Genomic DNA, 25165 nt, shown 5'->3' on the forward strand with positions numbered 1-25165 from the left:
TTTTGCTCATGTGTTCGGGTGGTTCAATACACGTTGAAATCACGTGCCTTGAAGCACTCCCATTCAGTTCGGCGCACGGTAGAGTCCGTGCGCATCGATGTAGGCCAGGACCGCGTCGGGCACCAGGAAACGTACCGACTTACCGCTGGCCAGCAGTTGACGGATCTGGGTGGCGGATACCGCGAGCGGCGTCTGCCAGACGAATGCAATCTGTCCGCTCGGCCCTTTGAGGGCCAGCGGGTCGCTCACCGAGCGCGCTGCCAGCAGGTTGCGCAAGGCATCCGGCGGTTCGCTGTCGGCATCCGGGCGTTGCAGCACCAGGATGTGGCAATGCTGGAGCAACTCTTCCCAGCGGTGCCAAGTGGGCAGGCCGCAAAATGCGTCCCAGCCCAAAAGTAGAAAAACCTGGTCTTCAGCGGCCAGTTCGGCACGCATCAGTTCCAGGGTATCGATGGTGTAGGACGGTTTGTCCCGCTGCAATTCACGGGCGTCCACCACCAACGGCGCCACACCGGCCACCGCGCACTCGACCATCGCCAGACGGTCCTTCGCCGATACCTGCGGCGTGCCACGATGCGGCGGCCTGGCACTGGGCGTCAGTCGCAACTCATCGAGCGCCAGCGATTCGGCGACTTCCAGCGCACCGCGCAAATGGCCGATGTGCACCGGGTCGAACGTCCCGCCCAGCATGCCGATACGTCGAGGCGCAGGTTCGCTGGTGGTTACCGGGGCCGACGGTTTGAGGTCGCCCAAGTCAGACCGACGCCTGGCCGCGCAACTGGCCATCACCGACCACGATGTACTTCTCGCAGGTCAGGCCTTCGAGACCCACCGGGCCACGGGCGTGCAGCTTATCAGTAGAAATGCCAATCTCGGCACCCAATCCGTATTCGAAGCCATCAGCGAAGCAGGTCGGCGTATTGATCATCACGGATGACGAATCGACTTCAGCCACGAAACGCCGGGTGTCGCCCTGGTGTTCGCTGACAATCGAATCGGTGTGATGGGAGCCGTACTGGTTAATGTGCTCGATGGCCTGGTCCAGCCCGTCGACCACACGGATCGAGAGGATCGGCGCCAGGTATTCGGTATTCCAGTCTTCTTCAGTCGCTGCAACGGCATCGATGATCGCCCGGGTGCGTTCGCAACCACGCAGCTCAACGCCTTTTTCGCGGAACTGTGCAGCCATCGACGGCAGGAAATCTTTGGCAACGGTTTGATCCACCAGCAGCGTTTCCATCGCACCGCAGATGCCATAACGGTAAGTCTTGGCGTTGAAGGCGATGCGCTGGGCTTTCGGCAGATCGGCGTGGGCACTGACGTAAACGTGGCAGATGCCGTCCAGATGCTTGATGACCGGAACGCGTGCGTCACGGCTGACACGTTCGATCAGGCCACGGCCGCCACGGGGCACGATGACGTCGACGTATTCAGGCATGGTGATCAGCGCGCCCACAGCGGCACGGTCGGTGGTTTCGACCACTTGAACCACGGCGGCCGGCAAATCGGCCTCGGCCAGCCCTTGCTGGATGCAGGCCGCGATGGCGCGGTTGGAATTGATCGCTTCGGAACCGCCACGCAGGATGGTCGCATTGCCCGACTTCAGGCACAGGCTGGCGGCATCGATGGTCACGTTGGGCCGGGATTCGTAAATGATCCCGATCACGCCCAGCGGCACGCGCATCTTGCCGACCTGAATACCCGACGGACGGAAACTCATGTCGCGAATGGCGCCGACCGGGTCCGGCAACGCGGCAACCTGACGCAAACCGACGATCATGCCGTCGATGCGTTCCGGGGTCAGCGCCAGGCGTTCCAGCAATGCCGGTTCAAGACCATTGGCGCGACCCGCGGCCAGATCCAGCTCATTGGCTGCCGTCAGCTCGGCACGCGAGGCGTCCAGCGCATTGGCGGCCGCCTGCAAGGCGCGGTTTTTCTGCGCGGTGCTGGCACGGCCGATGATGCGCGACGCTGCGCGGGCAGCGCGACCCAGGCGGGTCATGTAATCGAGAACGGACTCAGTCATGGTCTGGCGTGGTCTTTTCTAAGGTCTTGGTAAAGAGTAAAGCGGCAGATTATAGCTGTCGCGTCCACCGACTAACAGCGGTGACGGGCGGATGGTCGAAATGGAGGGCAATTTGCCGACGTTCAGCCGTGATTAAGCTGCAAATTGTTATCATCACGACTCAATCAGCCCTGATAAACGCCGTTCATCATGTCCAACCTGACTGTTCGAGCGTCCGCCGCGAGCCTGCCCAAGGGCCTTCCGGACGCGTTTTTCGACCGCGACGCCCAAGTTCTGGCCCGGGATCTACTGGGCAAAGTCATCCGCCATCGGGTCGGCGACCTCTGGCTCAGCGCCCGGATCATCGAAACCGAAGCCTACTACTGCGCAGAAAAAGGCAGCCACGCCTCCCTCGGCTATACAGAAAAGCGTAAGGCTTTGTTTCTGGATGGCGGCCACATCTATATGTATTACGCCCGGGGCGGTGATTCCCTGAATTTCAGCGCTCAGGGCCCGGGCAATGCGGTGTTGATCAAATCCGCTTATCCGTGGGTCGATGAGTTGAGCGGGCCGGCCAGCCTGGCGCAGATGCTGTTGAACAATCCTGACGCCCAGGGCCGCCCTCGCCCTTCGCAAAAACTGTGCGCCGGGCAAACGCTGCTGTGCAAGGCGCTGGGTTTGAAGGTGCCGGTCTGGGACGCCAAGCGCTTCGACCATGAAGTGCTGCTGGTGGAAGATGTCGGCCCGGCGCCTGGCCATATCATTCAAACCACGCGCCTGGGCATTCCCCATGGGCGTGACGAACACTTGATGTACCGCTTCATCGACGCGGCTTACGCGCCGTATTGCACGCGGAACCCGCTGCGACGGGGGCAGGTCGAAGGTCGCGATTATTTTTTGCTGACATGAACAATCTAAAGAATTTGAAGCATCCACAATCCCTGTGGGAGCGGGCTTGTGTGGTGAGGGGATTTATCCCCGTTGGGTCGCGAAGCGGCCCTGAAATCTGAAATCACGGTGTATCAGAAAAAGCCGTATTTGCCTGATTTACGACTGCTTCGCAGCCGAACGGGGTTAAATCCCCTCGCCACACAGGCTCGCCCACAGGTTTCGGTGGTGTTTTGGAAGGTTTGTTCGCCCTGAAGGCGATTATAGAAATTCAATGGAGTTGTTTTTATGGGCCCATGGCTCGATAGCGTGACCGGATGGCTGGCGGCAAATCCGCAGTGGCTGGCCGCGGCCGTATTCATTGTGGCCTTCGTGGAATGCCTGGCGATTGCCGGATTGATCGTACCTGGCACGGTGCTGCTGTTTGCTGTCGCGGTGCTGGCGGGCAGTGGTGCGCTGTCATTGAGCGAAACACTGTTGCTGGGGTTCGTCGCCGGCGTGCTGGGCGACATTGTTTCGTACTTCGTCGGACGACATTTCCATCAGAATATCCGGCGCCTTCCCGGGCTACGCCATCATCCGGAATGGATCGCCGGCGCCGAGGCGTACTTCCAGCGCTATGGCATCGCCAGCCTGCTGGTCGGACGCTTCATTGGTCCGCTGCGCCCCATGCTGCCGATGGTTGCCGGAATGTTCGACATGCCCTTCCCGCGCTTCGCCGCCGTCAGCCTGCTGGCCGCCGCCGGCTGGAGCGTGGCTTATCTGTTGCCCGGCTGGGCCACGGGCGCGGCGATTCGCTTGCCATTGCCGGAAGGTTTCTGGCCAGAGGCCGGGATCGTCGCCGGCAGCATCGCGCTGATGGTGGGCTTGAGCGTCACCAGCAGTCTGCGCCGGCATCGCAAAGCGACGATACTGATTGCCAGCATGAGCCTTCTGATCCTGGCCGGCCTGTTTATCGGCTACCCGCACCTGACCGCCCTCGATCAGGGCGTGATGACCCTGGTGCAGGAACACCGCAGCCCGACGCTCGATGAAGTCGCCGTCACCTTCACGCTGATCGGCGAGTTCCGCAACATGCTGCTGTTCAGCGCCCTGCTGACCGGCCTGCTGCTGGTGGCCAGGCAATGGCGACAGGCGATTTTCGCGGGCAGCACCCTGCTCGTCACCGCACTCGGCAACACTTTCACCAAACAGTTTTTTGCTCGCGTTCGCCCGGAAGTCTTGAGCGATCCGCTGGTGAGCTACAGCATGCCCAGCGGTCACGCGTCCGGTTCCTTCGCGCTGTTTCTGACGCTCGCCGTTCTGGCCGGTCGCGGACAACCGCCGCGGATGCGCCTGACCTGGTTGCTGCTGGGTTGCCTGCCGGCACTGGCGATTGCGCTGTCACGCGTCTATCTGGGCGCGCACTGGCCCACGGATGTACTGGCCGGCGCGATGCTGGCGGCGTGCGTCTGTGCGGCGAGCCTGGGGTTGAGTCAGCGCCGGACACCGCTCAACGCCATGCCACCCAGGATCTGGTGGCTGATATTGCCAGCACTGGTGGCGCTGTTCGGGTTCTTTGCGTTGCGACATTTGCCGCATGCGATGGTGAGATACGCCTACTGATCAGGCAAACAACTCACCCTGCAATTCATCCAGCAGCGCCTGGATCGCATCCAGTCGCTGCTGCGGATCATCGAGTTGCAGCAGGTCGATCTTGTCCACTTCGGCGAACGGCAGCAGGTAGGCCAACTGATTGGCCAGCGATTGTTGCCCGGTCGCCTCGGTGCCCATGTTCAAGGCTTCGACCATCGGGTGTTCGGCCAGGGCCTTGAGCAATGCAACCAGGTCGGCGTCCTCCTCCTGTAGCGGTTGCTCAGGCTCGTCTTCCAGCCACTCGACCTCGGCGACGGTCAACTGATCGCGCTGAACCTCGGTGTGCAACACGTGAAAACGCCTTCCGCCCTGCACCCGAATGCCCAGCAAACCGTTGTCCTGCTGCTTGAAATCGGTGATCAGCGCTTCACACCCGACCAGCGCATAACCCGCCGGTGCGATGCCGACCTCTTCTCCGTCGAGAATGCACACCACGCCGAAGCCACCGCCCTGTTTCATGCAGCGGCTGATCATGTCCAGGTAGCGCGCCTCGAAGATCTGCAAGTCGAGGATGCAGCCAGGAAACAGCACCGTGTTCAGCGGGAAAAGCGGCAAGCTCATAGACATTTCCTTACACCACCATCGACACCGCCAACGGCAGGAACACCGCCGTGGCCACGCCCATCAGACTCATTGCCAGCGCCGCGAAGGCGCCGCACTCTTCACTTTCCTGCATGGCCACCGCGGTGCCGACCGCATGGGCGGTCATGCCCAGCGCCATGCCGCGCGCCTCGGGGCTGTGGACGCCGAGCCGGTTCAGCAGGCTCGGCCCAAAGATCGCGCCGATCACGCCGGTAATCAATACGAACACCGCCGCCAGCGCCGCGACACCACCAATCTGCTCGGCCACCAGCATGGCAATCGGCGAGGTCACTGACTTCGGTGCCATGGTCATCAGGATCATGTGCTCGGCACCGAACGACCAGCCCAGCAACACGCCCATGCCGGTGGCAACCACACCGCCTATCACCAGCGTAGTAAATATCGGCCAGAACAACTGCCGGATCCGCCGCAGATTGAGGTAAAGCGGCACGGCCAGCGCGACGGTGGCCGGGCCGAGCAAAATACTGAGGATCTCGGTGCTTTTGCGGTACTCGGCGTACGTCAGGCCGCAGCCCACCAAAACGCCGATCACCAGCAACATGGAGACCAGCACCGGTTGCAGAAAGATCCAGCGGGTCTTCTCGAACGCCGCCAGCACCAGCTGATAAGCGCCGAGGGTGATGCCGATGCCGAACAACGGATGATGAATCACCGACGTCCAGGCACCTTGCCAATCGAAGGTCATGGCTGATCCTCGCGGTGCGCGTGAGGCTTGACCATGCGCTGCATCAGCACACCGGCGAAGGCCATGGACAACAGCAGCGACAACACCAGCGCCCCCACAATGGCCCAGAAGTCCGCGGCAATGTCCTTGGCGTAAACCATCACGCCAACGGCCGGTGGCACCAGCAGCAACGGCAAGTACCGCAGCAGGCTGCTGGCGGCCAGGTTCAGCGGTTCGCCCACCTGGCCACGACAGATCAGGTACACCAGCAGAAGCAGCAAGCCGATAATCGGCCCCGGCAGTACCGGCAAAAACAAATGGTTGATGGCTGTGCCCAGCAATTGGAACAACACCAGCCAGGTCAGGCCACGTAACAACATCCGTCCTCTCCCCTGCAAATTCGCGCCCGGCATTATAAGCATGACAACGCTATGGACCGGCATTCGCCAAAAGCATGGTCGGTTGACCGGAGCAATTTGCCATGTTGATCTAAAGTGGTAATCCGGGAGGTCAAATCCCCCCACCTCAAAACTATAAAACCGATGAACCCAAGGAGAGTCTCAATGCCCTATGTTCCCGTTGCAGAGCTCAAAGATTATGTCGGCAAGGAACTTGGACGTTCCGAATGGCTTACCATCGATCAGGAGCGCATCAACCTGTTCGCCGAAGCCACAGGGGACTATCAGTTCATCCACGTCGATCCGGTCAAAGCCGCGCAAACGCCATTTGGCAGCACCATTGCACACGGTTTCCTGTCGCTGTCGCTGATCCCCAAACTGATGGAAGACATCCTGATCCTGCCTGAAGGGGCAAAGATGGTCGTCAACTATGGCCTGGATAGCGTTCGTTTCATCCAGCCGGTGAAGGTCAATTCCAGGGTTCGCCTCAAGGTCGACATGAACGAAGTCACCGAGAAGAAACCCGGCCAATGGCTGCTCAAAGCCACCGCCACGCTCGAGATCGAAGGTTCGGACAAACCGGCCTATATCGCCGAGCCGTTGTCACTCTGCTTCGTGTAAACCCTCCCGGATGCGAAGCAGCTCACGCTGTTTCGCGACCTCTCTCTATTTAAGGTCATAGAGCTGCGGCATACTCGGTCGCCTAATTGCCCGGATCCCGCTATGCGCCTACTTGCACTTCTCGCACTGACCCTCTTGCTCACCGCGTGCGGTGACGGCGAATCGCTGCTGCCTCCCGACGCCCGCCTGCCGGACGGCGGACGCTATCGCGGTGACCTGGTCAACGGATTGCTGCAAGGCCAGGGCCGCGTCGATTACCCGAACGGCAGCTGGTACGCCGGCAGTTTCGACAAGGGCCAATGGCATGGCCAGGGCGAATGGCACGGCAGCAACGGCGAAGTGTATCGCGGCAATTTCAACCTGGGACTGTTCGATGGGCAGGGCACGCTGACCACCAGCGGCAGCAGCTACACCGGCGGCTTCAAGGCGGGCCGGCGCGAAGGCGAAGGCACCCTCAAAGAATCCGGCATGACCTACCGCGGCGAATTCAAGGCCGATCAGTATTCAGGGCTCGGCCGTCTGGAACTCGACGACGGCAGTTCGTATCAAGGCCAGTTCGCCCATGGCAAACCCAACGGCGAAGGCCAGCGCGGTGACGCCAGCGGCAATCAGTTCACCGGACATTTCAAGGACGGTCAGCTGGAAGGCAACGGGACGTTCAACAGCGCTGATGGCGATATCTACGTCGGCGGCTTCAAGAACAACCAACTGCACGGCAAAGGCCGCTACGAAAATGCCGACGGCGATGTCTGGCTGGGCCAATTCAAGGAAGGCTCGCTGAACGGCAAGGGCGAGTTGATCGGCGCTGACGGCAGCCACTACATCGGCCAGTTCAGCGACTGGCGCTTCACCGGTCAGGGCCGGCTGAACCTGCCCGACGGCAGCTTCTACATCGGCCAGTTTGACGGCGACAGCTATCAAGGTCGTGGCACCCTGGTGCTGACCGACGGCACCGTGCAGAGCGGCACTTGGGTCAATGGCCAGCGCGTGCGCGATGCCGATGGCAAGCTGCTGCCCGACAGCCTTGAACTCGGTTTACTGGCCCAGGGCCGCTTGCTCGAAGACGCACTGGCCAATGTGCCGGCCTCGACCCCGGCGATCGAGCTGTACACCCTGACCCTCGGCGGTGACGGCAAACAGAGCGTGTTCCTGCGCGAATCCGATTACGTCAGCAACATGCTCACCAGCCGCTTCGGCGCGTTTGGCCAGATCCGCCTGGTGAACCACCGCGACCACCTCGTCGATCGGCCGATGGCCACCCGGGAAAACCTGCGCCGCGCCGCGCTGACGCTGGCCGAACGCAGCGGCCCGGAAGACCTGATCTTCATCTACCTGACCAGCCACGGCACCAGCGAACACGAATTCGTGCTCGACCAGCCGCGCATGGAACTGTCCGACCTGCCGGCCGACGAACTCGCTGCCGTGCTCGCGCCGCTGAAGAACCGCGACAAGATTGTCGTGATTTCGTCCTGTTACTCCGGTGGTTTCATCCCCGCCCTCAAGGACGAACGCACGCTGGTCATGACGGCCTCGCGCGCCGACCGCGTGTCCTTCGGGTGCTCGGAAGAAGCCAACTTCACCTACTTCGGCGACGCGCTGTTCGCCCAGGCCCTGAACCAGACCGACGATCTGGAACAAGCCTTCAAGCTGGCCAAGGCTACAGTGGCCGAGCGGGAACTGGCAGACGGCTTCGAAGCCTCTGAACCGCAGATCTGGGCGCCGAAAACCGTTCTCTCCCACTGGCAGCTGTTGCGAAAACAGCAGGCACGAAAAGCGCTACAAAGTGTCTCTATCAGCAACAAGGATGCAAAGAGCAACTAAGCTGAACAGTATCAAGGGAGACACACTATGTACTTGACGCCTCAGCACGTATTGCTTGCCGGAGCTACCGGTCTCACCGGTGAACATCTGCTCGATCGCCTGCTCAACGAGCCCACGATCACACGGGTTTTGGCGCCCTCACGCCGGCCGCTCGCCGAGCACCCTCATCTGGAAAACCCGGTCGGCGACCCGGCGGTGTTCCTGCCGCAACTGAACGGTCGCGTCGACATCGCCTACTGCTGTCTCGGCACCACGATCAAACAGGCTGGCTCGGAAGAGGCGTTTCGCGCGGTCGATCTCGACATGGTGGTGGCTTTCGCCAAACGGGCGCGGGAAATGGGCGCGCGGCACTTGATCGTGATCAGCGCCCTGGGCGCCGATCGCAGGTCCCCGATTTTCTACAACCGGGTCAAAGGCGAAATGGAATACGCATTGCGCGCGCAGAACTGGCCGCAACTGACCATTTGTCGACCTTCGGTGTTACTGGGTGAGCGCCTCGAACCGCGCCTGGCCGAACAGTTCGCCGGACCGTTGTCCCGCTTGATTCCTGGCAAATACCGCGGCATCGAAGCCTGTCAGCTGGCCCGGGCGATGTGGCGGCTGGCGCTGGAAGAGCAGGATGGGTTGCGGATTGTTGAGTCGGATGAGCTAAGGAAGTTAGGCAAATAATTCTTCGCTGTCTGAGCGGACGCCTTCGCGGGCAAACCCGCTCCCACAGGTTTTGTGTCGTCCCCAACATTGGCGAACGACCTCAATCCTGTGGGAGTGTGGCTTGCCGGCGAAGGCCACGACGCCGATCTATCGCCAAACGCTACAACCCGCCCGTCGCCTGAAAACTCACGCCGATCACCGTCAGCACCGACAACGGCAACAACAGCGTATCGAGCAAAGCACTGGCTGGCAGATCAACGCCAGGATAGCTCGGCGCCTCCGCACCAAAGCGATCCATGGCGCAGCAACCGCCGTTCATGGCATACAAATCCAGTCGCGTCCCCGCATACACCACCGGTGCCCCCGGTTTCGCAGCATCCAGCGTACGCGCCGTGGCGCAGCCGGCCAGTTGCAGCGCCAGCACAATCGTCAGCAGCTTATTCATCGCTGGTCAGATGGTGTTCGCCCCAACGCGGCAGCATGTCTTGCGGAATGTTCAGCAGGTTGAGAATCCGCGCCACGACGAAGTCGATCAGGTCATCGATGGTTTGCGGCTGATGATAGAAGCCCGGCGACGCCGGCAAAATCGTCACGCCCATGTTCGACAACTTGAGCATGTGCTCCAGATGAATACTCGAATACGGCGCTTCGCGCGGCACCAGAATCAGCTGACGGCGTTCCTTCAGCGTGACGTCGGCAGCCCGTTCGATCAGGTTGTTGCAGGCACCCGTCGCAATGGCCGACAGCGTGCCCGTCGAACATGGCACCACCACCATCGCGGCCGGCGCGCCGGAGCCCGAGGCCACCGGCGACATCCAGTCTTCCTTGCCGTACACCCGAATCTGCCCGGCGGCAGCGCCGGTGTATTCGGTGAGGAAAGCCTGCATCGTCTGGGTTTTCGGCGGCAACGTGACGTCCGTCTCGGTGGCCATCACCAGCTGCGCAGCCTTGGAGATCAGGAAGTGCACCTCGCGGTCTTCGCGGATCAGGCAGTCCAGCAGGCGCAAACCGTACTGGGCGCCCGAAGCGCCGGTCATCGCCAGCGTGATGCGTTCCGGGCCGTTGTTCATTTAAGCGCCTCGGCGAGTTTGCCGTGCAGGCCGCCGAAGCCGCCGTTGCTCATGATCACCACGTGAGTGCCGGGCTGAGCCTGGCTTTTCACGCGCTCGATAATGCCTTCCAGGGAATCGCTGACAATCGACGGCACCGTGCACAGCGCCGCGGTAGCGCCCAGGTCCCAACCGAGGTTGGCCGGTGCGTACCAGATCACCTGATCGGCATCGACCACGCTTTCCGGCAGACCATCGCGGTGAGCGCCGAGCTTCATGGAGTTGGAGCGCGGCTCGATGATGGCGATCAACGGCGCGTCGCCGATGCGTTTACGCAGACCGTCGAGGGTCGTGGCAATCGCCGTGGGGTGGTGAGCAAAGTCGTCGTAGATGGTGATGCCACGCACTTCCGCGACTTTTTCCATCCGGCGCTTCACGCTTTTGAACGCACTCAACGCCGCGATGCCCATGGACGGCACGACACCGACATGCCGCGCCGCCGCCAAGGTGGCCAAGGCGTTGGCAACGTTGTGTTGGCCGGTCATGTCCCACTCGACCACGCCTTGAGCGACGCCTTCGAACATCACTTCGAATTTCGAACCGTCTTCGCTCAGCAACTTGACCTGCCACTGACCGCCAGCGCCGGTGGTTTGCACCGGGGTCCAGCAGCCCATCTCGATAACTCGCAGCAAGGCCGGTTCGGTGGTCGGGTGGATCACCAGGCCTTCGCTCGGGATCGTGCGCACCAAGTGGTGGAACTGCCGCTCGATAGCCGGCAGATCGGGGAAGATGTCAGCGTGATCGAACTCCAGGTTGTTCAGGATCGCCGTGCGCGGGCGGTAGTGAACGAACTTGGAGCGCTTGTCGAAGAATGCACTGTCGTATTCGTCGGCTTCGATCACGAAGAACGGCGTGCCGCCCAGTCGTGCCGACACCGAGAAATTCTGCGGCACGCCGCCGATAAGGAAGCCGGGGCTCATGCCCGCGTGCTCCAGCACCCAGGCGAGCATGCTGCTGGTGGTGGTTTTGCCGTGCGTGCCGGCGACGGCCAGCACCCAGCGACCTTGCAGCACGTGATCGGCCAGCCACTGCGGGCCGGAAACGTATGGCAAGCCTTTGTTCAGCACGTATTCCACAGCCGGGTTACCGCGGGACATGGCATTGCCGACAACCACCAGATCCGGGGCCGGATCGAGTTGCGCCGGGTCGTAGCCCTGGGTCAGCTGAATGCCCTGAGCCTCAAGCTGAGTGCTCATCGGCGGATAGACGTTGGCATCGGAGCCGGTCACGTGATGGCCCAGCTCTTTGGCCAGAACCGCCATCGAACCCATGAAAGTGCCGCAGATACCAAGAATGTGAATGTGCATAGTCGACCTCGTAAAACATGGCCGCAGGTTAGCTTAGAGAGGCGGAAATCGCACCTTGTGTTTCGGATCTCACGGACGCCAATCGCGGGCAAGCCCGCTCCCACAGGTCTTGCGCCATGCCTGAATGTTGTGAACGACATAAGTCCTGTGGGAGCGGGCTTGCCCGCGATGGGTCGCGACGCGGTTTACCGTTCGATCCCGTGCTTGCGCAGTTTTCGATAAAGGGTGTTACGACTGACGCCAAGTTGCTCGGCGGTATGGGTCATATGCCAACGGGTTTGCTCCAGCGCATTCAGCAATGCCAGCCGCTCGGCATCATCGAGGGGATGTTCGCAAGGCTGTGCCACGGCAACCACCGGCATCGGTCGCGTCTGACGAATGATCGCCGGCAAATCCTCCAGCCCGATCCGCCCGCCGTCACACAACGCCGCCAGCGTACGCAGCACATTGCGCAACTGCCGCACATTCCCGGGCCACGCGAAACCCAGCAACGCCTGGCGTGCCGGCTCATCAATCAGCACCGTCTCCCCGCCCGCCTCTTCCGCCAGCAGAAAATCGAGCAACTGGGATTTGTCACTGCGCTCGCGCAACGCCGGCAGTGCGATCTCCAGCCCGTTGAGCCGGTAGTACAAATCCTCGCGGAAGCTGCCGTCCTGCACCCGCTCCAGCAAATTACGGTGAGTGGCGCTGATGATTCGTACGTTGACCGACTCCGGTTCACCGCCAATCGGCACCACTTGCCGATCCTCCAGCACCCTTAATAGCCGGGTTTGCAATGCCAGGGGCATGTCGCCGATTTCATCGAGGAACAACGTCCCGCCATCGGCCTGCTGCAACTTGCCACGCATGCCCTCCTTGCGCGCACCGGTGAAGCTGCCGCCGCGATAGCCGAACAGCTCACTCTCGATCAGGCTTTCGGGGATCGCCGCGCAATTGAGCGCGACGAAGGCCTTTTCCGCGCGCTGACTGGCTTGATGCACCGCTTTGGCGAAGGCCTCCTTCCCGGAGCCGGTTTCGCCGTTGATCAGCAGCGGCACGTCCCGCTCGAAGACTCGCAAAGACTTGCGAAAATCTTCCTGCAACCCCACGTCGCCCAGACAAATGCCCGACAACCGCGACGGTTCGGCAATGGCCGGACCTGGCGTCACGGGTACCGGAATGCTGCGCGGCTGACCACGCAACAGCGCAAACAGACGTCGCCCGTCACGGGTGCGCAACGGCCAACTGGCGCTGGCGCTCACACTGGCGCGGCCCAGCAACTCATCCAGCGAGCAGTCGAAAAACGCCTCGACCGGTTTCCCCAGCAGTCCGCCGCGAACATGCCCGAGCAGGTTGAGCGCACTCTGGTTGACCGCGCAGATCCGTCCTTCCCCGTCAAACGCCAGCAACCCTTCGCTGAACAGCCCGACGGATTCGGCCTGCAGGTGAAAACGCAGCAACCACTGATTGTCGAAGTAACGCAGGAAATAGCAGCTCTCGATCATCTTCGCCGACAGATTGACCAGCGCCATGGTGTGGAACTGGCTTTGCCGCGAGACCTCGTGACGCGCCGAGGACACGTCGAGCACCGCCAGCAGTTCGCCATGGGGATCGAACACCGGACTCGCCGAGCAGGTCAGGCCGGTGTGACGGCCGCGAAAGTGTTCGTCCTGGTGAATGGTCAGCGACTGGCGCTCCACCAGGCAGGTGCCGATACCATTGGTGCCTTCACAGGCTTCGCTCCAGTCGGCACCGAGCCAGAGGCCGGCGCGTTCGAAAATCTTCCGCTCGGCGGGGGCGGTGACACAGTTGAGGATCACCCCGCGCGCATCGGTCAGCAACACCGCATGACCGGCGCCGGAGAGTTGCTGATGCAGGCTGCTCATTTCGTTGCCGGCGATGTGCAGCACTTGCTGCAAGCGTTCGCGGCTTTCAAGGACGCGGCCATGCTCGAGCACCGTCGGTGCCATGGTCAGGGCCGGGTCGAGGTGATAGTCCTCAAGACAGCGCAGCCAGGAACGGGCGATGGACGGATCGCTGCCGGGACCGTGCAGGTGGGATTTTCCCTGCGTCACGGTCAGCACTTGCTGGGCATGGCGACTCAAATGGTTGTCGTGCATTTCTTATTATTCTCCCCGAAGGTTAGCCACTTAATGTAGCAACGGCCCTGTGGCGAGGGGATTTATCCCCGTTGGGTTGCGAAGCAGCCCCACACACCATCAACTCGGTTTCGCAGATACACCGTTTTTACGAATGCTTCGCAGCCGAACGGGGATAAATCCCCTCGCCACATTTGCAGACGTCATTTCAGATGCACCGAGCATCCTCCAGCCATCGGCCCATTGCAATGCTGGCAAGACCGCCCGGTCACACGTTGTGCCACAAGCGGTACAAAGTGTCACTGGCACCGTACCGAAAGCGTCACAGACGCTGCCCGCCCGTCCGACAAAAATCGCGCAAGGCCTTGATTTGCCTGACCTGCAGGGCAGTGGCCCGACCTTTGCTCTACGCTTATAGCAAGCGCACATGCGCTCTCCCTTATAAGCACAAAAAGCCAAGGAGAAATCACCATGCGTTACGCTCACCCCGGTACTGAAGGCGCTATCGTTTCGTTCAAGAGCAAATACGGTAACTACATCGGCGGCGAGTTCGTCGCGCCTGTCAAAGGTCAGTACTTCACCAATACCTCGCCAGTGAATGGCCAACCGATTGCCGAATTCCCGCGCTCCACGGCCGAAGATATCGACAAGGCCCTGGACGCTGCCCACGCCGCCGCCGATGCCTGGGGCGCTACGTCCGCCCAGGCGCGTTCGCTGGTGTTGCTGAAAATCGCCGACCGCATCGAGCAAAACCTCGAATTGCTGGCAATCACCGAATCCTGGGACAACGGCAAAGCCGTGCGTGAAACCCTCAACGCCGACATCCCGCTGGCCGCCGACCACTTCCGCTACTTCGCCGGTTGCATCCGCGCGCAGGAAGGCAGCGCCGCCGAGATTGACGGCAACACCGTGGCCTATCACATCCATGAGCCACTGGGCGTGGTCGGGCAGATCATTCCGTGGAACTTCCCGATCCTGATGGCCGCGTGGAAGCTCGCCCCGGCCCTGGCGGCTGGTAACTGCGTGGTGCTCAAGCCTGCCGAACAAACGCCGCTGGGCATTACCGTGCTGATGGAACTGATCGGCGACCTGCTGCCGCCGGGCGTGCTGAACGTGGTGCAAGGCTTCGGCAAAGAAGCCGGCGAAGCCCTGGCTACTAGCAAGCGCATTGCCAAGATCGCCTTCACCGGCTCGACCCCGGTCGGCTCGCACATCATGAAATGCGCCGCCGAAAACATCATTCCGTCCACCGTGGAGCTGGGTGGCAAGTCGCCGAACATCTTCTTCGAAGACATCATGAAGGCCGAACCGTCCTTCATCGAAAAAGCCGCCGAAGGCCTGGTGCTGGCGTTCTTCAACCAGGGCGAAGTCTGCACCTGCCCGTCTCGCGCCCTGGTGCAAGAGTCGATCTACGACGAGTTCATGAAAGTGGTCATGAACAAGGTCCTGCAAATCAAACGTGGCGACCCGCTGGACACCGACACCATGGTCGGCGCCCAGGCGTCCGAGCAGCAATTCGACAAAATCCTCTCGTACCTGGAAATCGCCAAGGGCGAAGGCGCCGAACTGCTGACTGGCGGCAAGATCGAAAAACTCGAGGGCAGCCTGGCGACCGGGTATTACATCCAGCCGACCCTGCTCAAGGGCACCAACAAAATGCGCGTGTTCCAGGAAGAAATCTTTGGCCCGGTGGTGAGCATCACTACGTTCAAGGACGAAGCCGAAGCCCTGGCCATCGCCAACGACACAGAGTTCGGCCTGGGCGCCGGCCTCTGGACCCGCGACATCAACCGCGCCTATCGCATGGGCCGCGCCATCAAGGCCGGTCGCGTGTGGACCAACTGCTACCACCTGTACCCGGCGCATGCCGCGTTCGGCGGTTACAAAAAGTCCGGCGTCGGTCGTGAAACCCACAAAATGATGCTCGATCATTATCAGCAGACCAAAAACCTGCTGGTGAGCTACGACATCAATCCGTTGGGGTTCTTCTAACTCAACGCGATACCGCGTAACGGCCATCGCGAGCAAGCTTCGCTCCTACAGGATTGTGTAGAACCTGTAGGACCGAGGCTTGCCCGCGAAGGCGTCCGTAACCAAAACATCAAATCACCGCCCTGCCGCTCTGGCATGGGCTTTGCGTGCCCGCTCTACAGGAAAATGCAGTTCCCGAAAGTCCAACAGATCAAACAATAAAAAAGACAGCGAGGACTTATGACTTCTTCCACACAGCTCAAACCCACACTCGGCACCCTGCATTTATGGGGCATTGCCGTCGGCCTGGTGATTTCCGGCGAATACTTCGGCTGGAGTTACGGCTGGGGCACCGCAGGCACCCTGGGTTTCCTCGTCACCGCGCTGATGGTGGCGACGATGTACACCTGTTTCATCTTCAGTTTCACCGAATTGACTACCGCGATTCCCCACGCGGGCGGGCCGTTTGCCTACAGCCGCCGCGCCTTTGGCGAGAAAGGCGGATTGATCGCCGGCATTGCCACCCTGATCGAATTCGTCTTTGCGCCCCCGGCGATTGCCATGGCCATCGGCGCCTACCTCAATGTGCAATACCCGGAACTTGATCCCAAGATCGCCGCCGTTGGCGCCTATTTCGTGTTCATGGGTTTGAATATCCTCGGCGTCAGCATCGCCGCGACGTTTGAACTGGTGGTCACCGTGCTGGCGGTCGCCGAATTGCTGGTGTTCATGGGCGTCGTTGCGCCGGGCTTCAGTTTCAGTAATTTCGCGCTTAACGGCTGGTCGGGCGCCAATGAGTTCACCATAGGCTCGATCCCTGGCATCTTTGCGGCGATCCCGTTTGCGATCTGGTTTTTCCTGGCGATTGAAGGCGCGGCGATGGCGGCCGAAGAAGCCAAGGACCCGAAACGCACGATTCCCAGGGCTTACGTCAGCGGCATTCTGACCTTGGTGTTCCTGGCGATCGGCGTGATGGTGATGGCGGGCGGCGTGGGTGACTGGCGCCAACTGTCGAACATCAACGACCCGCTGCCTCAGGCGATGAAAGCCGTGGTCGGCAACAATTCGACCTGGATGCACATGCTGGTCTGGATCGGCCTCTTCGGGCTGGTGGCGAGTTTCCACGGGATCATTCTCGGCTACTCGCGCCAGTTCTTCGCCCTGGCCCGTGCCGGTTACCTGCCTCGCGGCCTGGCCAAACTCTCGCGCTTCCAGACTCCGCACCGGGCAATCCTGGCCGGCGGCGTGATCGGCATCGCGGCGATCTACAGCGACGGCCTGGTCAACCTGCAGGGCATGACCCTGACGGCTGCAATGATCACCATGTCGGTATTCGGCGCCATCGTGATGTACATCATCAGTATGCTGAGCCTGTTCAAACTGCGTAAAACCGAGCCGAACCTGGAACGCACCTTCCGCGCGCCGGGCTATCCGATCGTCCCGGGCATTGCGCTGTTCCTGGCGGTGGTGTGCCTGGTGGCGATGGCGTGGTTCAACCCGCTGATCGGCTGCGTGTTCCTCGGGTTCATGGCGGCCGGTTATTTGTATTTCCAACTGACCGCCAAGCAGCGCTCCGATGCGCCGGCGGATGCGATGCTCGAAGGCGTCTGAGTTGCACCGGCGCCGGGCTAACTCCCCGGCGCCTGCTTTATTGAAGTGCACGCAGATCAAATGTGGGAGCGGGCTTGCTCGAGAAAGCGGAGTGTCCGTCAACATATCTGCTGCATGTCAAACCGCATTCGCGAGCAAGCCCGCTCCCACAAGGGTTTGGCGGTGTATTGGAGACATTTATAGAATCAGGAGGACACCGTGGCCACATTCGCCCATTCCGTCGGCGCCCAGACCTACCGCTTCGCCAGCCTCGCAGAGGTCATGGCCAAGGCCAGCCCGGCGCGCTCCGGGGATTTCCTGGCCGGCGTCGCCGCCCTCAACGATGGCGAGCGTGTGGCCGCACAAATGGCCTTGGCTGACATCCCGCTGACCCATTTCCTACAGGAAGTGCTGATTCCCTATGAGGCCGATGAAGTCACCCGACTGATCATCGACACCCACGACCAACAAGCCTTCGCCGTGGTCAGCCATCTGACGGTCGGCGGATTCCGCGACTGGCTGCTCAGTGACGCTGCCGACGAACAGAGCCTGCGCGCCCTCGCCCCCGGCCTGACACCGGAAATGGCCGCGGCCGTGTCGAAAATCATGCGCGTGCAGGACCTGGTGCTGGTCGCGCAGAAAATCCGCGTGGTCACGCAATTCCGCGGCACCATGGGCTTGCGCGGACGCTTATCCACACGCTTGCAACCCAACCATCCCACCGACGAACCGGCGGGCATCGCCGCGAGCATTCTCGACGGGCTGCTGTACGGCAACGGCGACGCGATGATCGGCATCAATCCGGCTACCGACAGCATTGCCTCGATTTGCGCGATGCTGGAAATGCTCGACGCGATCATCCAGCGCTACGAAATTCCTACACAGGCCTGCGTATTAACCCACGTCACCACGTCCATCGAAGCGATCAATCGCGGTGTTCCGCTGGACCTGGTGTTCCAGTCGATCGCCGGCACCGAAGCGGCCAACGCCAGCTTCGGCATCAACCTGAACGTTTTGCAGGAAGGTTACGACGCCGGTTTGAGCCTGAATCGCGGCACGCTGGGGCAAAACCTGATGTATTTCGAGACCGGCCAGGGCAGCGCGCTGTCGGCCAACGCTCACCATGGCCTCGATCAACAGACCTGCGAAACCCGTGCCTACGCCGTGGCGCGACATTTCAAGCCGTTCCTGGTGAACACGGTTGTAGGATTCATCGGCCCGGAGTACCTCTACAACGGTAAACAGATTATCCGTGCCGGCCTTGAAGACCATTTCTGCGGCAAATTGCTCGGTGTACCGATGGGCTGCGACATCTGTTACACCAATCACGCCGAAGCCGATCAGGACGACATGGACACCTTGCTGACCTTGCTGGGCGTGGCCGGGATCAACTTCATCATGGGCATTCCCGGATCCGACGACATCATGCTCAATTACCAGACCACCTCGTTCCACGACGCGCTCTATGCCCGGCAAACCCTGGGCTTGAAACCAGCACCGGAGTTCGAACAGTGGCTGGCCAGAATGGGCATCTTCACCCAGGCCGACGGCAAGATTCACTTCGGTGACAGCCTGCCGCCGGCGTTCCGCCAGGCGATGGGGCAACTGGGATGAGTGTCGAAATGGATAAACCGCCTGTTGATGCAGAAAATCCATTGCTGGCACTGCGCCGCCTGACCCCGGCGCGGATTGCCCTCGGCCGCACCGGCACCAGCATGCCCACCAGCGCGCAGTTGGATTTCCAGTACGCCCACGCCCAGGCCCGGGACGCGGTGCACTTGCCATTCGACCATGCCGGGCTCACCGCGCAGTTGGCCGAGTGCGGTTATGAAAGTGTGCTCCTGCACAGCGCCGCCACAAACAGGGACAGTTATTTGCAGCGTCCTGACTTGGGGCGGAAATTGAGCGATGAGTCGGCGCAAATCTTACGCAACCATGCTTCCGCCCATCCCGGCGGCGTTGATCTGGTGATTGTCGTGGCCGATGGTTTGTCGGCACTGGCTGTGCACCGTCACACGGTGCCCTTCCTTGAGCGCATGCGAGAGCAGATCGAAATCGATGGCTGGACGGTTTCCCCGGTGATTCTGGTAGAGCAAGGCCGGGTCGCGGTGAGCGACGAAATCGGTGAGCTGCTGGGCGCAAAAATGGTGGTAATCCTGATCGGCGAACGCCCTGGGCTCAGCTCGCCAGACAGCCTGGGGTTATATTTCACCTACAATCCAAAGGTCGGCCTGACGGATGCTTACCGCAACTGCATCTCCAATGTGCGACTGGAAGGCTTGAGTTATGGCATGGCGGCACATCGCTTGCTCTACCTGATGCGTGAAGCCTGTCGGCGGCAGCTGTCGGGGGTGAACCTGAAGGACGAAGCGCAGCTTCAGACGCTGGAGTCGGACGCAGGAGCGGACATGAAAGGTAATTTCCTACTGAATTCGCCGAAGGCCTGAACCGTTTCCGCATTGCGTTTCTGATTCAATTTCAGGCAGGATCGAAACACGGCTGCCCGAGTGAAGAACCGTTCGCCGTCAGAGCACGTGAAGACAGCCACTTGAAGACGAGACCTATCGATGCGGATTATTCAAGCGACCCTCGAACACCTGGACCTGCTGACCCCGTTGTTCGTCAAATATCGCGAGTTTTATGGTTCCCTGCCGTATCCGGACTCGTCCCGGGCGTTCCTCGAGAAACGCCTGCGCCGCAAGGAATCGGTGATCTACCTGGCCTTGGCCGATGACGACGACAAGAAGCTGATGGGTTTCTGTCAGCTCTACCCGAGCTTTTCGTCGCTTTCGCTCAAACGCGTGTGGATCCTCAATGACATCTATGTCGCTGAAGACGCCCGCCGCCAGTTGGTCGCTGACAACCTGATGCGCACCGCGAAAAAAATGGCCAAGGAAACCAATGCCGTGCGCATGCGCGTCTCCACCAGCAGCGACAACGAAATCGCGCAGAAAACCTACGAATCCATCGGGTTCAAGGAAGACACCGAGTTCAAGAACTACGTGTTGCCGATCAGCGACGAGCTGTAATCAACGCTGAACTCTTGTAGGAGCGAAGCTTGCTCGCGAAAGCGGTGTGTCATTCAACATCTCCGCCGAATGTCCGACCGCTTTCGCGAGCAAGCTTCGCTCCTACAAAAAAAAGCAGACCGCGCCGCCGGTCTTGCACGACATCCCCCGCTACAAACTCGACGCGCTTTTCACTTTCCAGCCCGTATAATGCCGACCTTTCCGGCTTGTAAGAAAAACTACACCCTTCTGTAGCCTTACGCGAAGTCTTCCGCACAGGCCTGCCGAGTCGGGCCGTCACCACAGGTGCCCCCATGGATTTCAACCCGCTCGACCTTATCCTGCATCTCGATGTTTACCTCGACTTGCTGGTGAACAACTACGGGCCATGGATCTACGCCATTCTGTTTCTGGTGATCTTCTGCGAAACCGGCCTGGTGGTGATGCCCTTCCTGCCGGGTGATTCCTTGCTGTTTATCGCGGGTGCCGTGGCGGCGGGTGGCGGCATGGACCCGGTGCTGCTGGGCGGCTTGCTGATGCTCGCGGCAATTCTCGGCGACAGCACCAACTACATCATCGGAAGAACGGCGGGCGAACGTCTGTTCAGCAACCCGAACTCGAAAATCTTCCGTCGCGACTACCTGCAACAAACCCACGACTTCTACGACAAGCACGGTGGCAAAACCGTGACCCTGGCGCGTTTCCTGCCGATCATCCGCACCTTTGCACCGTTCGTCGCCGGCGTTGCAAAAATGCCGTATCCGCGCTTCTTTGCCTTCAGCGTCCTCGGCACCATCCTTTGGGTCGGCGGCCTGGTGACCCTCGGTTACTTCTTCGGCAACGTTCCGTTCATCAAGCAAAACCTGTCGCTGCTGGTGGTTGCCATCATCCTGCTGTCGCTGGTGCCAATGATCATTGGCGTGGTCCGCAGCCGCTTCGGCAGCCGCGCGTCCAAAGCCGAACCCCGCTGAGCGATGTGGTCGCTCAGCGCCTGGCGTCGCCGGCGCATCCTGGCCAGACACCCGATTGCCGACGAAATGTGGCACCGGGTGCGCCATCACCTGAGTTTTCTCGATGGCATCAGCGCCGCTGAAGACCAGTGGCTGCGCGAAGCCAGCGTGCTGTTTCTCGAAGACAAACACCTGACCGCCCTACCCGGCGTCGAACTCCATCAGGAGCAGCGCTTGCTACTCGCCGCCCAAGCGCAATTGCCCTTGCTGAACCTGGGCGACCTGAACTGGTATCAGGGCTTCCACGAAATCGTCCTCTATCCCGACGACTTTCTCAGCCCCCAGCGCCATCGTGATGCCAGTGGCGTAGAGCACGAGTGGGACGGCGAACACAGCGGCGAAGCCTGGCAGCAAGGCCCGATCATCCTCGCCTGGCCAGGCGTGATGGCCAGCGGCGGCTGGGAAGGCTACAACCTGGTGATCCACGAACTCGCGCACAAACTCGACATGCTCAATGGCGACGCCAATGGCCTGCCGCCGCTGCACGCCGACATGCGCGTCAGCGACTGGGCCAGGGTCATGCAAGAGGCCTACGACGACCTCGATCGGCAACTGGAGCGCAACCCTGACGCCGAAACCGCCATCGACCCGTATGCGGCGGAAAACCCCGCCGAGTTCTTCGCGGTCACCAGCGAATACTTCTTCAGCGCCCCGGATTTGCTGCACGAGGCGTATCCTCAGGTGTATGAACAGCTGAAGCTGTTCTACCGCCAGGACCCGCTCGCCCGGTTGCGGCAACTTCTGGCCGAAGACCCGGTCTATCAGGCACGCGACTAGTGTCCGGCCCCACAGATACCGCCGCGTTTTGACGAGTGGTCGTTATGGTCAGGCAAGGTGCCGCGACGAGTCATAGCTGGCTATGGCGAGGAGCGGCAACGCAGCATGACCGTAACGGACGCCGTCAAAAGCAGCAGTATCTGTGGGGTTGGACACTCGGGTCTACACGACCTCTGGTCCATAGCAACGGTGGCGGAATATGCCTATAATCGCCGCCACTTTTTGGTCAATCCGGCCAAGTGTTTTTGGTCAACTAACGGGGGCACCGCCCAATGAGCTACAGCAAGATTCCGGCTGGCAAAGACCTGCCGAACGACATCTACGTCGCGATCGAGATTCCGGCCAACCACGCGCCGATCAAATACGAAATCGACAAAGACAGCGATTGCCTGTTCGTTGACCGTTTCATGGCCACCCCGATGTTCTACCCGGCCAACTACGGTTACATTCCGAACACCCTGGCTGACGACGGTGATCCCCTCGACGTGCTGGTCGTGACCCCTTACCCGGTTGCTCCAGGCTCCGTCATCCGCGCCCGTCCGGTCGGCATCCTGAACATGACCGACGACGGCGGCGGCGATGCCAAAGTCATCGCAGTCCCACACGACAAGCTGTCCCAGCTGTACGTCGACGTGAAGGAATACACCGACCTGCCACCGCTGCTGATTCAGCAGATCGAGCACTTCTTCGCGAACTACAAAGATCTCGAAAAAGGCAAATGGGTGAAGATCGAAGGCTGGGCCGGTGCAGACGCCGCCCGCGAAGCGATCACCAAGTCGGTTGCAGCCTATAAAGGCTGAGACGCCACTGGCCTTGCGCCACTGACGACTTGAAAAAACCCCGGTTGATCCGGGGTTTTTTGTGCGTGCTTGAATCAGCTTAAACAGCACGTTTAACTGGCGGGCACAGCGGTTTTTCTTGTTTAATTCTTACCAAAGACGTCTTACATCAAGACTTAAAATTCACGCCAAATTTGAACGGTTTGTTGAATCAAAGCCTTATGCCGCGCGGCTAGACTCGTGTTTATGAAAAAGAACAAAACCTGCGGCCCACGATTCAGAGCGCTCCTGGAAGAGGTCCAAATCACGACCACGAGATTTGCCGAATTCCTGGGCATTAACGACCCTCAAACTGTCCACAACTGGTATTCCCGAGGAGTGCCCGACTACCGCATGGAGGATGTCGCCAGAAGACTCTCCGTGAACAGCGAATGGTTGAAAACCGGCGAAGGGCCGAAAGACGCCAGGGAATTACGTCTGATCGACGACTCCGGCAACGCCTTCGACGCCCAGTCGATCCGAGGCACCTACCGGGTCATCGAACCAGTCGATATCGAACTCCCCTTCTACAAAGAAACGGCCATCACGCCCGGCTCTGACAAAACCCACGTCATCAAAGACCCCAGCGAATCGATCCGCCTGCCTCGCAGCGATCTCGACTCCCTGGAAATCAATCACGCCGACGCCATCTGCGCCCGGATGGTCGGCAACAGCATGGCCGAAAAAATCGAAGACGGCTCCATCGTCGCCATTGATCGGGGACTCACGCAAATTGTCGACGGAGAGATCTACGCCATCGAACACGACGGCATGTTGCGCATCAAGTACCTGAGCCGAGTGCCAGGCAACGCGATTCGCATGCGCAGCCACAACAGCGCCGAATACCCGGACGAGGTCTTCAGACCTCCGCAAATCGAAGAACAAAACATCAGGGTGCTGGGATGGGTGTTCTGGTGGTCGACCCTGAACAAACGCAGACCGCCGGTACCGTTTTTGTAGCTTGTTTATCGACACGCCTATTTCTGCAGGTGTCCCACAACCCCTGTGGGAGCGGGCTTGCCCGCGAAGGCGGCGGAACAATCACCTCAAATCACGGATCAGCTACCCAATCCAGGGCAACTGACAGCTCTACCCCGCACACCAAGCTGGGAATTCCCCAAAAAAATCAGTATGCTGCGCCCCACATTTGCGCATCACCCCGCCCCGCGGCTCTGATCGCACCGACAAGGCAGATGATTTTCTCGCCGAGTCCCACAGCCGGACGCAAGATCCGGGTGTACGTTTTGAAGGCTGGCGCGGTTTACCAAAAATGAACCAAGCCAGTCCCCGAGAAGCCGGCCACAAGCCGGCTTTTTAATGTCTGCGTTTTTGCCCTTTATGCAATCGGGCAGCAGCCTACTGCCCAATTTAGTGTCTCGTACTGCCGAGCCCCCTCACGGATAACTAAACCCCTTAACCAACGTCAACTCCCCCACCGCCCGCATCGGCACCAGAAAAGTCTCCATCTTCTCATCCGGCGTCCCCTCCTCCGTAATCACCGTCACCTGCGCCGTCGTCAGCGGTTGAACCGCATCCTCTTGCCCGTCCTCATCACTGCGATACCCACCGCCAAAGTAATTCACATACACCAAATACTGCCCTTTGATCGGCGCCGGCATGGCGAAGATTTCCGGCCCATACCCCGTCGTCACGTCCACATCCAGCGCCGCACCATTCGGCACAACCCGATCGCCGTACCAAATATGCGCGCCATCAGGCGTGATCAGGTGCAGATCCAGATCCGTACCGTCGCTGTCCCAGGCCAGCAACACCCGCAACTTAGCCGGGGTCGCGCCGCCACTGGCGTTGAGAAACTGTGTGCGATGACGCTGTTGGCCATCGGGGCTGCGGACTTCGACGCTGTTGCTGCCATTGGGGAACGAGAACGGTCGATCGAAGCGGCCAGCGGGGTCGATCTTCAGCGGCATGCTGACGCCGTTGACGATCAGTCGGCCCGGTTCAGTGGACTTGGGCGTGGCTTTGATCTGGCCGGTGATGCGTGCGGTGTTGGCCTGTCCTGCCGGGGTATTCACCGAGGAGGCCGGGTAGTTGACGGTCTGGCGGAAGTTTTCGCCTTCGCCCTCGACCGCACCAGTGCGCCAGCCGCCGACGGGGGTGTCGAGTTTGGCGGTGCTTTCAGCCGCGGAAACCGTCGGCAACATGCAAACAGAACAAAGGAACAGGAGGACCTGTGGATAACGGAGTTTCATG

24 protein-coding genes are annotated in these 25165 nt (G+C 60.6%); 14 read left to right on the forward strand and 10 right to left on the reverse strand.

Translation table 11 applies throughout. From position 1 onward, the window contains the following. Positions 1-63: 63 nt before the first annotated feature. Together nadD and J2Y86_RS14375 are read right to left on the reverse strand one after the other, a co-directional pair. Positions 64-786, reverse strand: a complete 723-nt coding sequence (nadD, locus tag J2Y86_RS14370) for a nicotinate-nucleotide adenylyltransferase (protein ID WP_301308743.1) — start codon at positions 784-786, stop codon at positions 64-66. Then, the gene (locus J2Y86_RS14375; protein WP_253432494.1) at positions 755-2026 is read right to left on the reverse strand and encodes a glutamate-5-semialdehyde dehydrogenase; all 1272 of its coding nucleotides are present in this window, start codon (positions 2024-2026) and stop codon (positions 755-757) included. The genes nadD and J2Y86_RS14375 overlap by 32 nt, the downstream gene beginning before the upstream one ends. Positions 2027-2215: 189 nt before the next feature. Here J2Y86_RS14375 and J2Y86_RS14380 point away from each other — a divergent pair, with 189 nt between their 5' ends. Then, positions 2216-2914 carry a DNA-3-methyladenine glycosylase gene (locus J2Y86_RS14380; protein ID WP_253432497.1) on the forward strand — a complete coding sequence of 233 codons (699 nt, stop codon included), beginning with the start codon at positions 2216-2218 and terminating at the stop codon, positions 2912-2914. A 267-nt stretch (positions 2915-3181) separates the two neighbouring features. Then, complete coding sequence (locus J2Y86_RS14385) at positions 3182-4498, forward strand: bifunctional DedA family/phosphatase PAP2 family protein (protein ID WP_253432500.1); 1317 nt, start codon at positions 3182-3184, stop codon at positions 4496-4498. On the opposite strand, the gene J2Y86_RS14390 is transcribed toward J2Y86_RS14385, so the two are convergent. From J2Y86_RS14390 to J2Y86_RS14400, 3 genes are read right to left on the reverse strand one after another with little or no spacing between them, the layout of a single operon-like run. Continuing rightward, positions 4499-5089, reverse strand: coding sequence for an LON peptidase substrate-binding domain-containing protein (locus J2Y86_RS14390; RefSeq protein WP_253432503.1), 591 nt, complete (start codon positions 5087-5089; stop codon positions 4499-4501). It lies immediately after the preceding gene. A 10-nt stretch (positions 5090-5099) separates the two neighbouring features. Continuing rightward, positions 5100-5816: an LrgB family protein gene (locus tag J2Y86_RS14395; protein ID WP_253432506.1), complete on the reverse strand. Its 717-nt coding sequence runs from the start codon at positions 5814-5816 to the stop codon at positions 5100-5102. After that, positions 5813-6175, reverse strand: coding sequence for a CidA/LrgA family protein (locus J2Y86_RS14400; protein WP_253432509.1), 363 nt, complete (start codon positions 6173-6175; stop codon positions 5813-5815). Before J2Y86_RS14400 ends, J2Y86_RS14395 begins: the two co-directional genes overlap by 4 nt. A 183-nt stretch (positions 6176-6358) precedes the next feature. Between J2Y86_RS14400 and J2Y86_RS14405 the strand changes: the two genes are divergently transcribed. The 3 genes from J2Y86_RS14405 to J2Y86_RS14415 all read left to right on the forward strand — a co-directional run bounded on the left by J2Y86_RS14405 (position 6359) and on the right by J2Y86_RS14415 (position 9304). Beyond that, positions 6359-6814 carry a MaoC family dehydratase gene (locus J2Y86_RS14405; protein WP_084319697.1) on the forward strand — a complete coding sequence of 152 codons (456 nt, stop codon included), beginning with the start codon at positions 6359-6361 and terminating at the stop codon, positions 6812-6814. Positions 6815-6916: 102 nt separating this feature from the next. Further along, positions 6917-8635 (forward strand): C13 family peptidase, encoded by a 1719-nt coding sequence (locus tag J2Y86_RS14410; RefSeq protein WP_253432511.1) that lies wholly within the window; start codon positions 6917-6919, stop codon positions 8633-8635. 27 nt (positions 8636-8662) lie between these two features. Further along, a complete protein-coding gene (locus J2Y86_RS14415; RefSeq protein WP_253432514.1) occupies positions 8663-9304 on the forward strand; it encodes an oxidoreductase in 642 nt (213 codons plus the stop codon). 142 nt (positions 9305-9446) lie between these two features. On the opposite strand, the gene J2Y86_RS14420 is transcribed toward J2Y86_RS14415, so the two are convergent. From J2Y86_RS14420 to J2Y86_RS14435, 4 genes are all read right to left on the reverse strand, one after another. Then, positions 9447-9731: a YceK/YidQ family lipoprotein gene (locus J2Y86_RS14420; RefSeq protein ID WP_253432518.1), complete on the reverse strand. Its 285-nt coding sequence runs from the start codon at positions 9729-9731 to the stop codon at positions 9447-9449. Then, positions 9724-10356: a flavin prenyltransferase UbiX gene (gene ubiX, locus J2Y86_RS14425; protein WP_253432522.1), complete on the reverse strand. Its 633-nt coding sequence runs from the start codon at positions 10354-10356 to the stop codon at positions 9724-9726. The genes J2Y86_RS14420 and ubiX overlap by 8 nt, the downstream gene beginning before the upstream one ends. Then, positions 10353-11702: a UDP-N-acetylmuramate:L-alanyl-gamma-D-glutamyl-meso-diaminopimelate ligase gene (gene mpl / locus J2Y86_RS14430; protein ID WP_253432527.1), complete on the reverse strand. Its 1350-nt coding sequence runs from the start codon at positions 11700-11702 to the stop codon at positions 10353-10355. Before mpl ends, ubiX begins: the two co-directional genes overlap by 4 nt. A 185-nt stretch (positions 11703-11887) precedes the next feature. Next, complete coding sequence (locus tag J2Y86_RS14435; protein ID WP_253432530.1) at positions 11888-13801, reverse strand: sigma-54-dependent Fis family transcriptional regulator; 1914 nt, start codon at positions 13799-13801, stop codon at positions 11888-11890. A gap of 450 nt (positions 13802-14251) precedes the next feature. Here J2Y86_RS14435 and exaC point away from each other — a divergent pair, with 450 nt between their 5' ends. The 9 genes from exaC to J2Y86_RS14480 all read left to right on the forward strand — a co-directional run bounded on the left by exaC (position 14252) and on the right by J2Y86_RS14480 (position 23914). Continuing rightward, positions 14252-15772 carry an acetaldehyde dehydrogenase ExaC gene (gene exaC / locus J2Y86_RS14440; protein ID WP_017341015.1) on the forward strand — a complete coding sequence of 507 codons (1521 nt, stop codon included), beginning with the start codon at positions 14252-14254 and terminating at the stop codon, positions 15770-15772. Between the two features lie 219 nt (positions 15773-15991). Next, entirely contained in the window at positions 15992-17362 is a 1371-nt protein-coding gene (gene eat, locus J2Y86_RS14445; protein ID WP_253432533.1) for an ethanolamine permease, read from the forward strand. Between the two features lie 198 nt (positions 17363-17560). Continuing rightward, positions 17561-18955, forward strand: coding sequence for an ethanolamine ammonia-lyase subunit EutB (locus tag J2Y86_RS14450; protein WP_253432537.1), 1395 nt, complete (start codon positions 17561-17563; stop codon positions 18953-18955). Between the two features lie 8 nt (positions 18956-18963). Continuing rightward, positions 18964-19788 carry an ethanolamine ammonia-lyase subunit EutC gene (gene eutC, locus J2Y86_RS14455; RefSeq protein ID WP_253432540.1) on the forward strand — a complete coding sequence of 275 codons (825 nt, stop codon included), beginning with the start codon at positions 18964-18966 and terminating at the stop codon, positions 19786-19788. A 120-nt stretch (positions 19789-19908) separates the two neighbouring features. Beyond that, complete coding sequence (locus J2Y86_RS14460) at positions 19909-20370, forward strand: GNAT family N-acetyltransferase (protein ID WP_008035780.1); 462 nt, start codon at positions 19909-19911, stop codon at positions 20368-20370. 293 nt (positions 20371-20663) lie between these two features. Beyond that, complete coding sequence (locus J2Y86_RS14465) at positions 20664-21320, forward strand: DedA family protein (RefSeq protein ID WP_253432543.1); 657 nt, start codon at positions 20664-20666, stop codon at positions 21318-21320. Between the two features lie 3 nt (positions 21321-21323). Then, entirely contained in the window at positions 21324-22136 is an 813-nt protein-coding gene (locus J2Y86_RS14470) for a zinc-dependent peptidase (protein WP_253432546.1), read from the forward strand. Positions 22137-22408: 272 nt separating this feature from the next. Beyond that, positions 22409-22936, forward strand: coding sequence for an inorganic diphosphatase (ppa, locus tag J2Y86_RS14475; RefSeq protein ID WP_003205933.1), 528 nt, complete (start codon positions 22409-22411; stop codon positions 22934-22936). Between the two features lie 225 nt (positions 22937-23161). Further along, positions 23162-23914: a S24 family peptidase gene (locus tag J2Y86_RS14480; RefSeq protein WP_253432549.1), complete on the forward strand. Its 753-nt coding sequence runs from the start codon at positions 23162-23164 to the stop codon at positions 23912-23914. A gap of 434 nt (positions 23915-24348) precedes the next feature. Here the strand turns inward: J2Y86_RS14480 and J2Y86_RS14485 are convergent, their stop codons facing one another. After that, positions 24349-25164, reverse strand: coding sequence for a YfaP family protein (locus tag J2Y86_RS14485; RefSeq protein WP_253432552.1), 816 nt, complete (start codon positions 25162-25164; stop codon positions 24349-24351). Position 25165 lies beyond the last annotated feature (1 nt).

Origin of the sequence: Pseudomonas migulae, from assembly GCF_024169315.1 — a bacterium.
Lineage (GTDB): Bacteria > Pseudomonadota > Gammaproteobacteria > Pseudomonadales > Pseudomonadaceae > Aquipseudomonas > Aquipseudomonas migulae_B.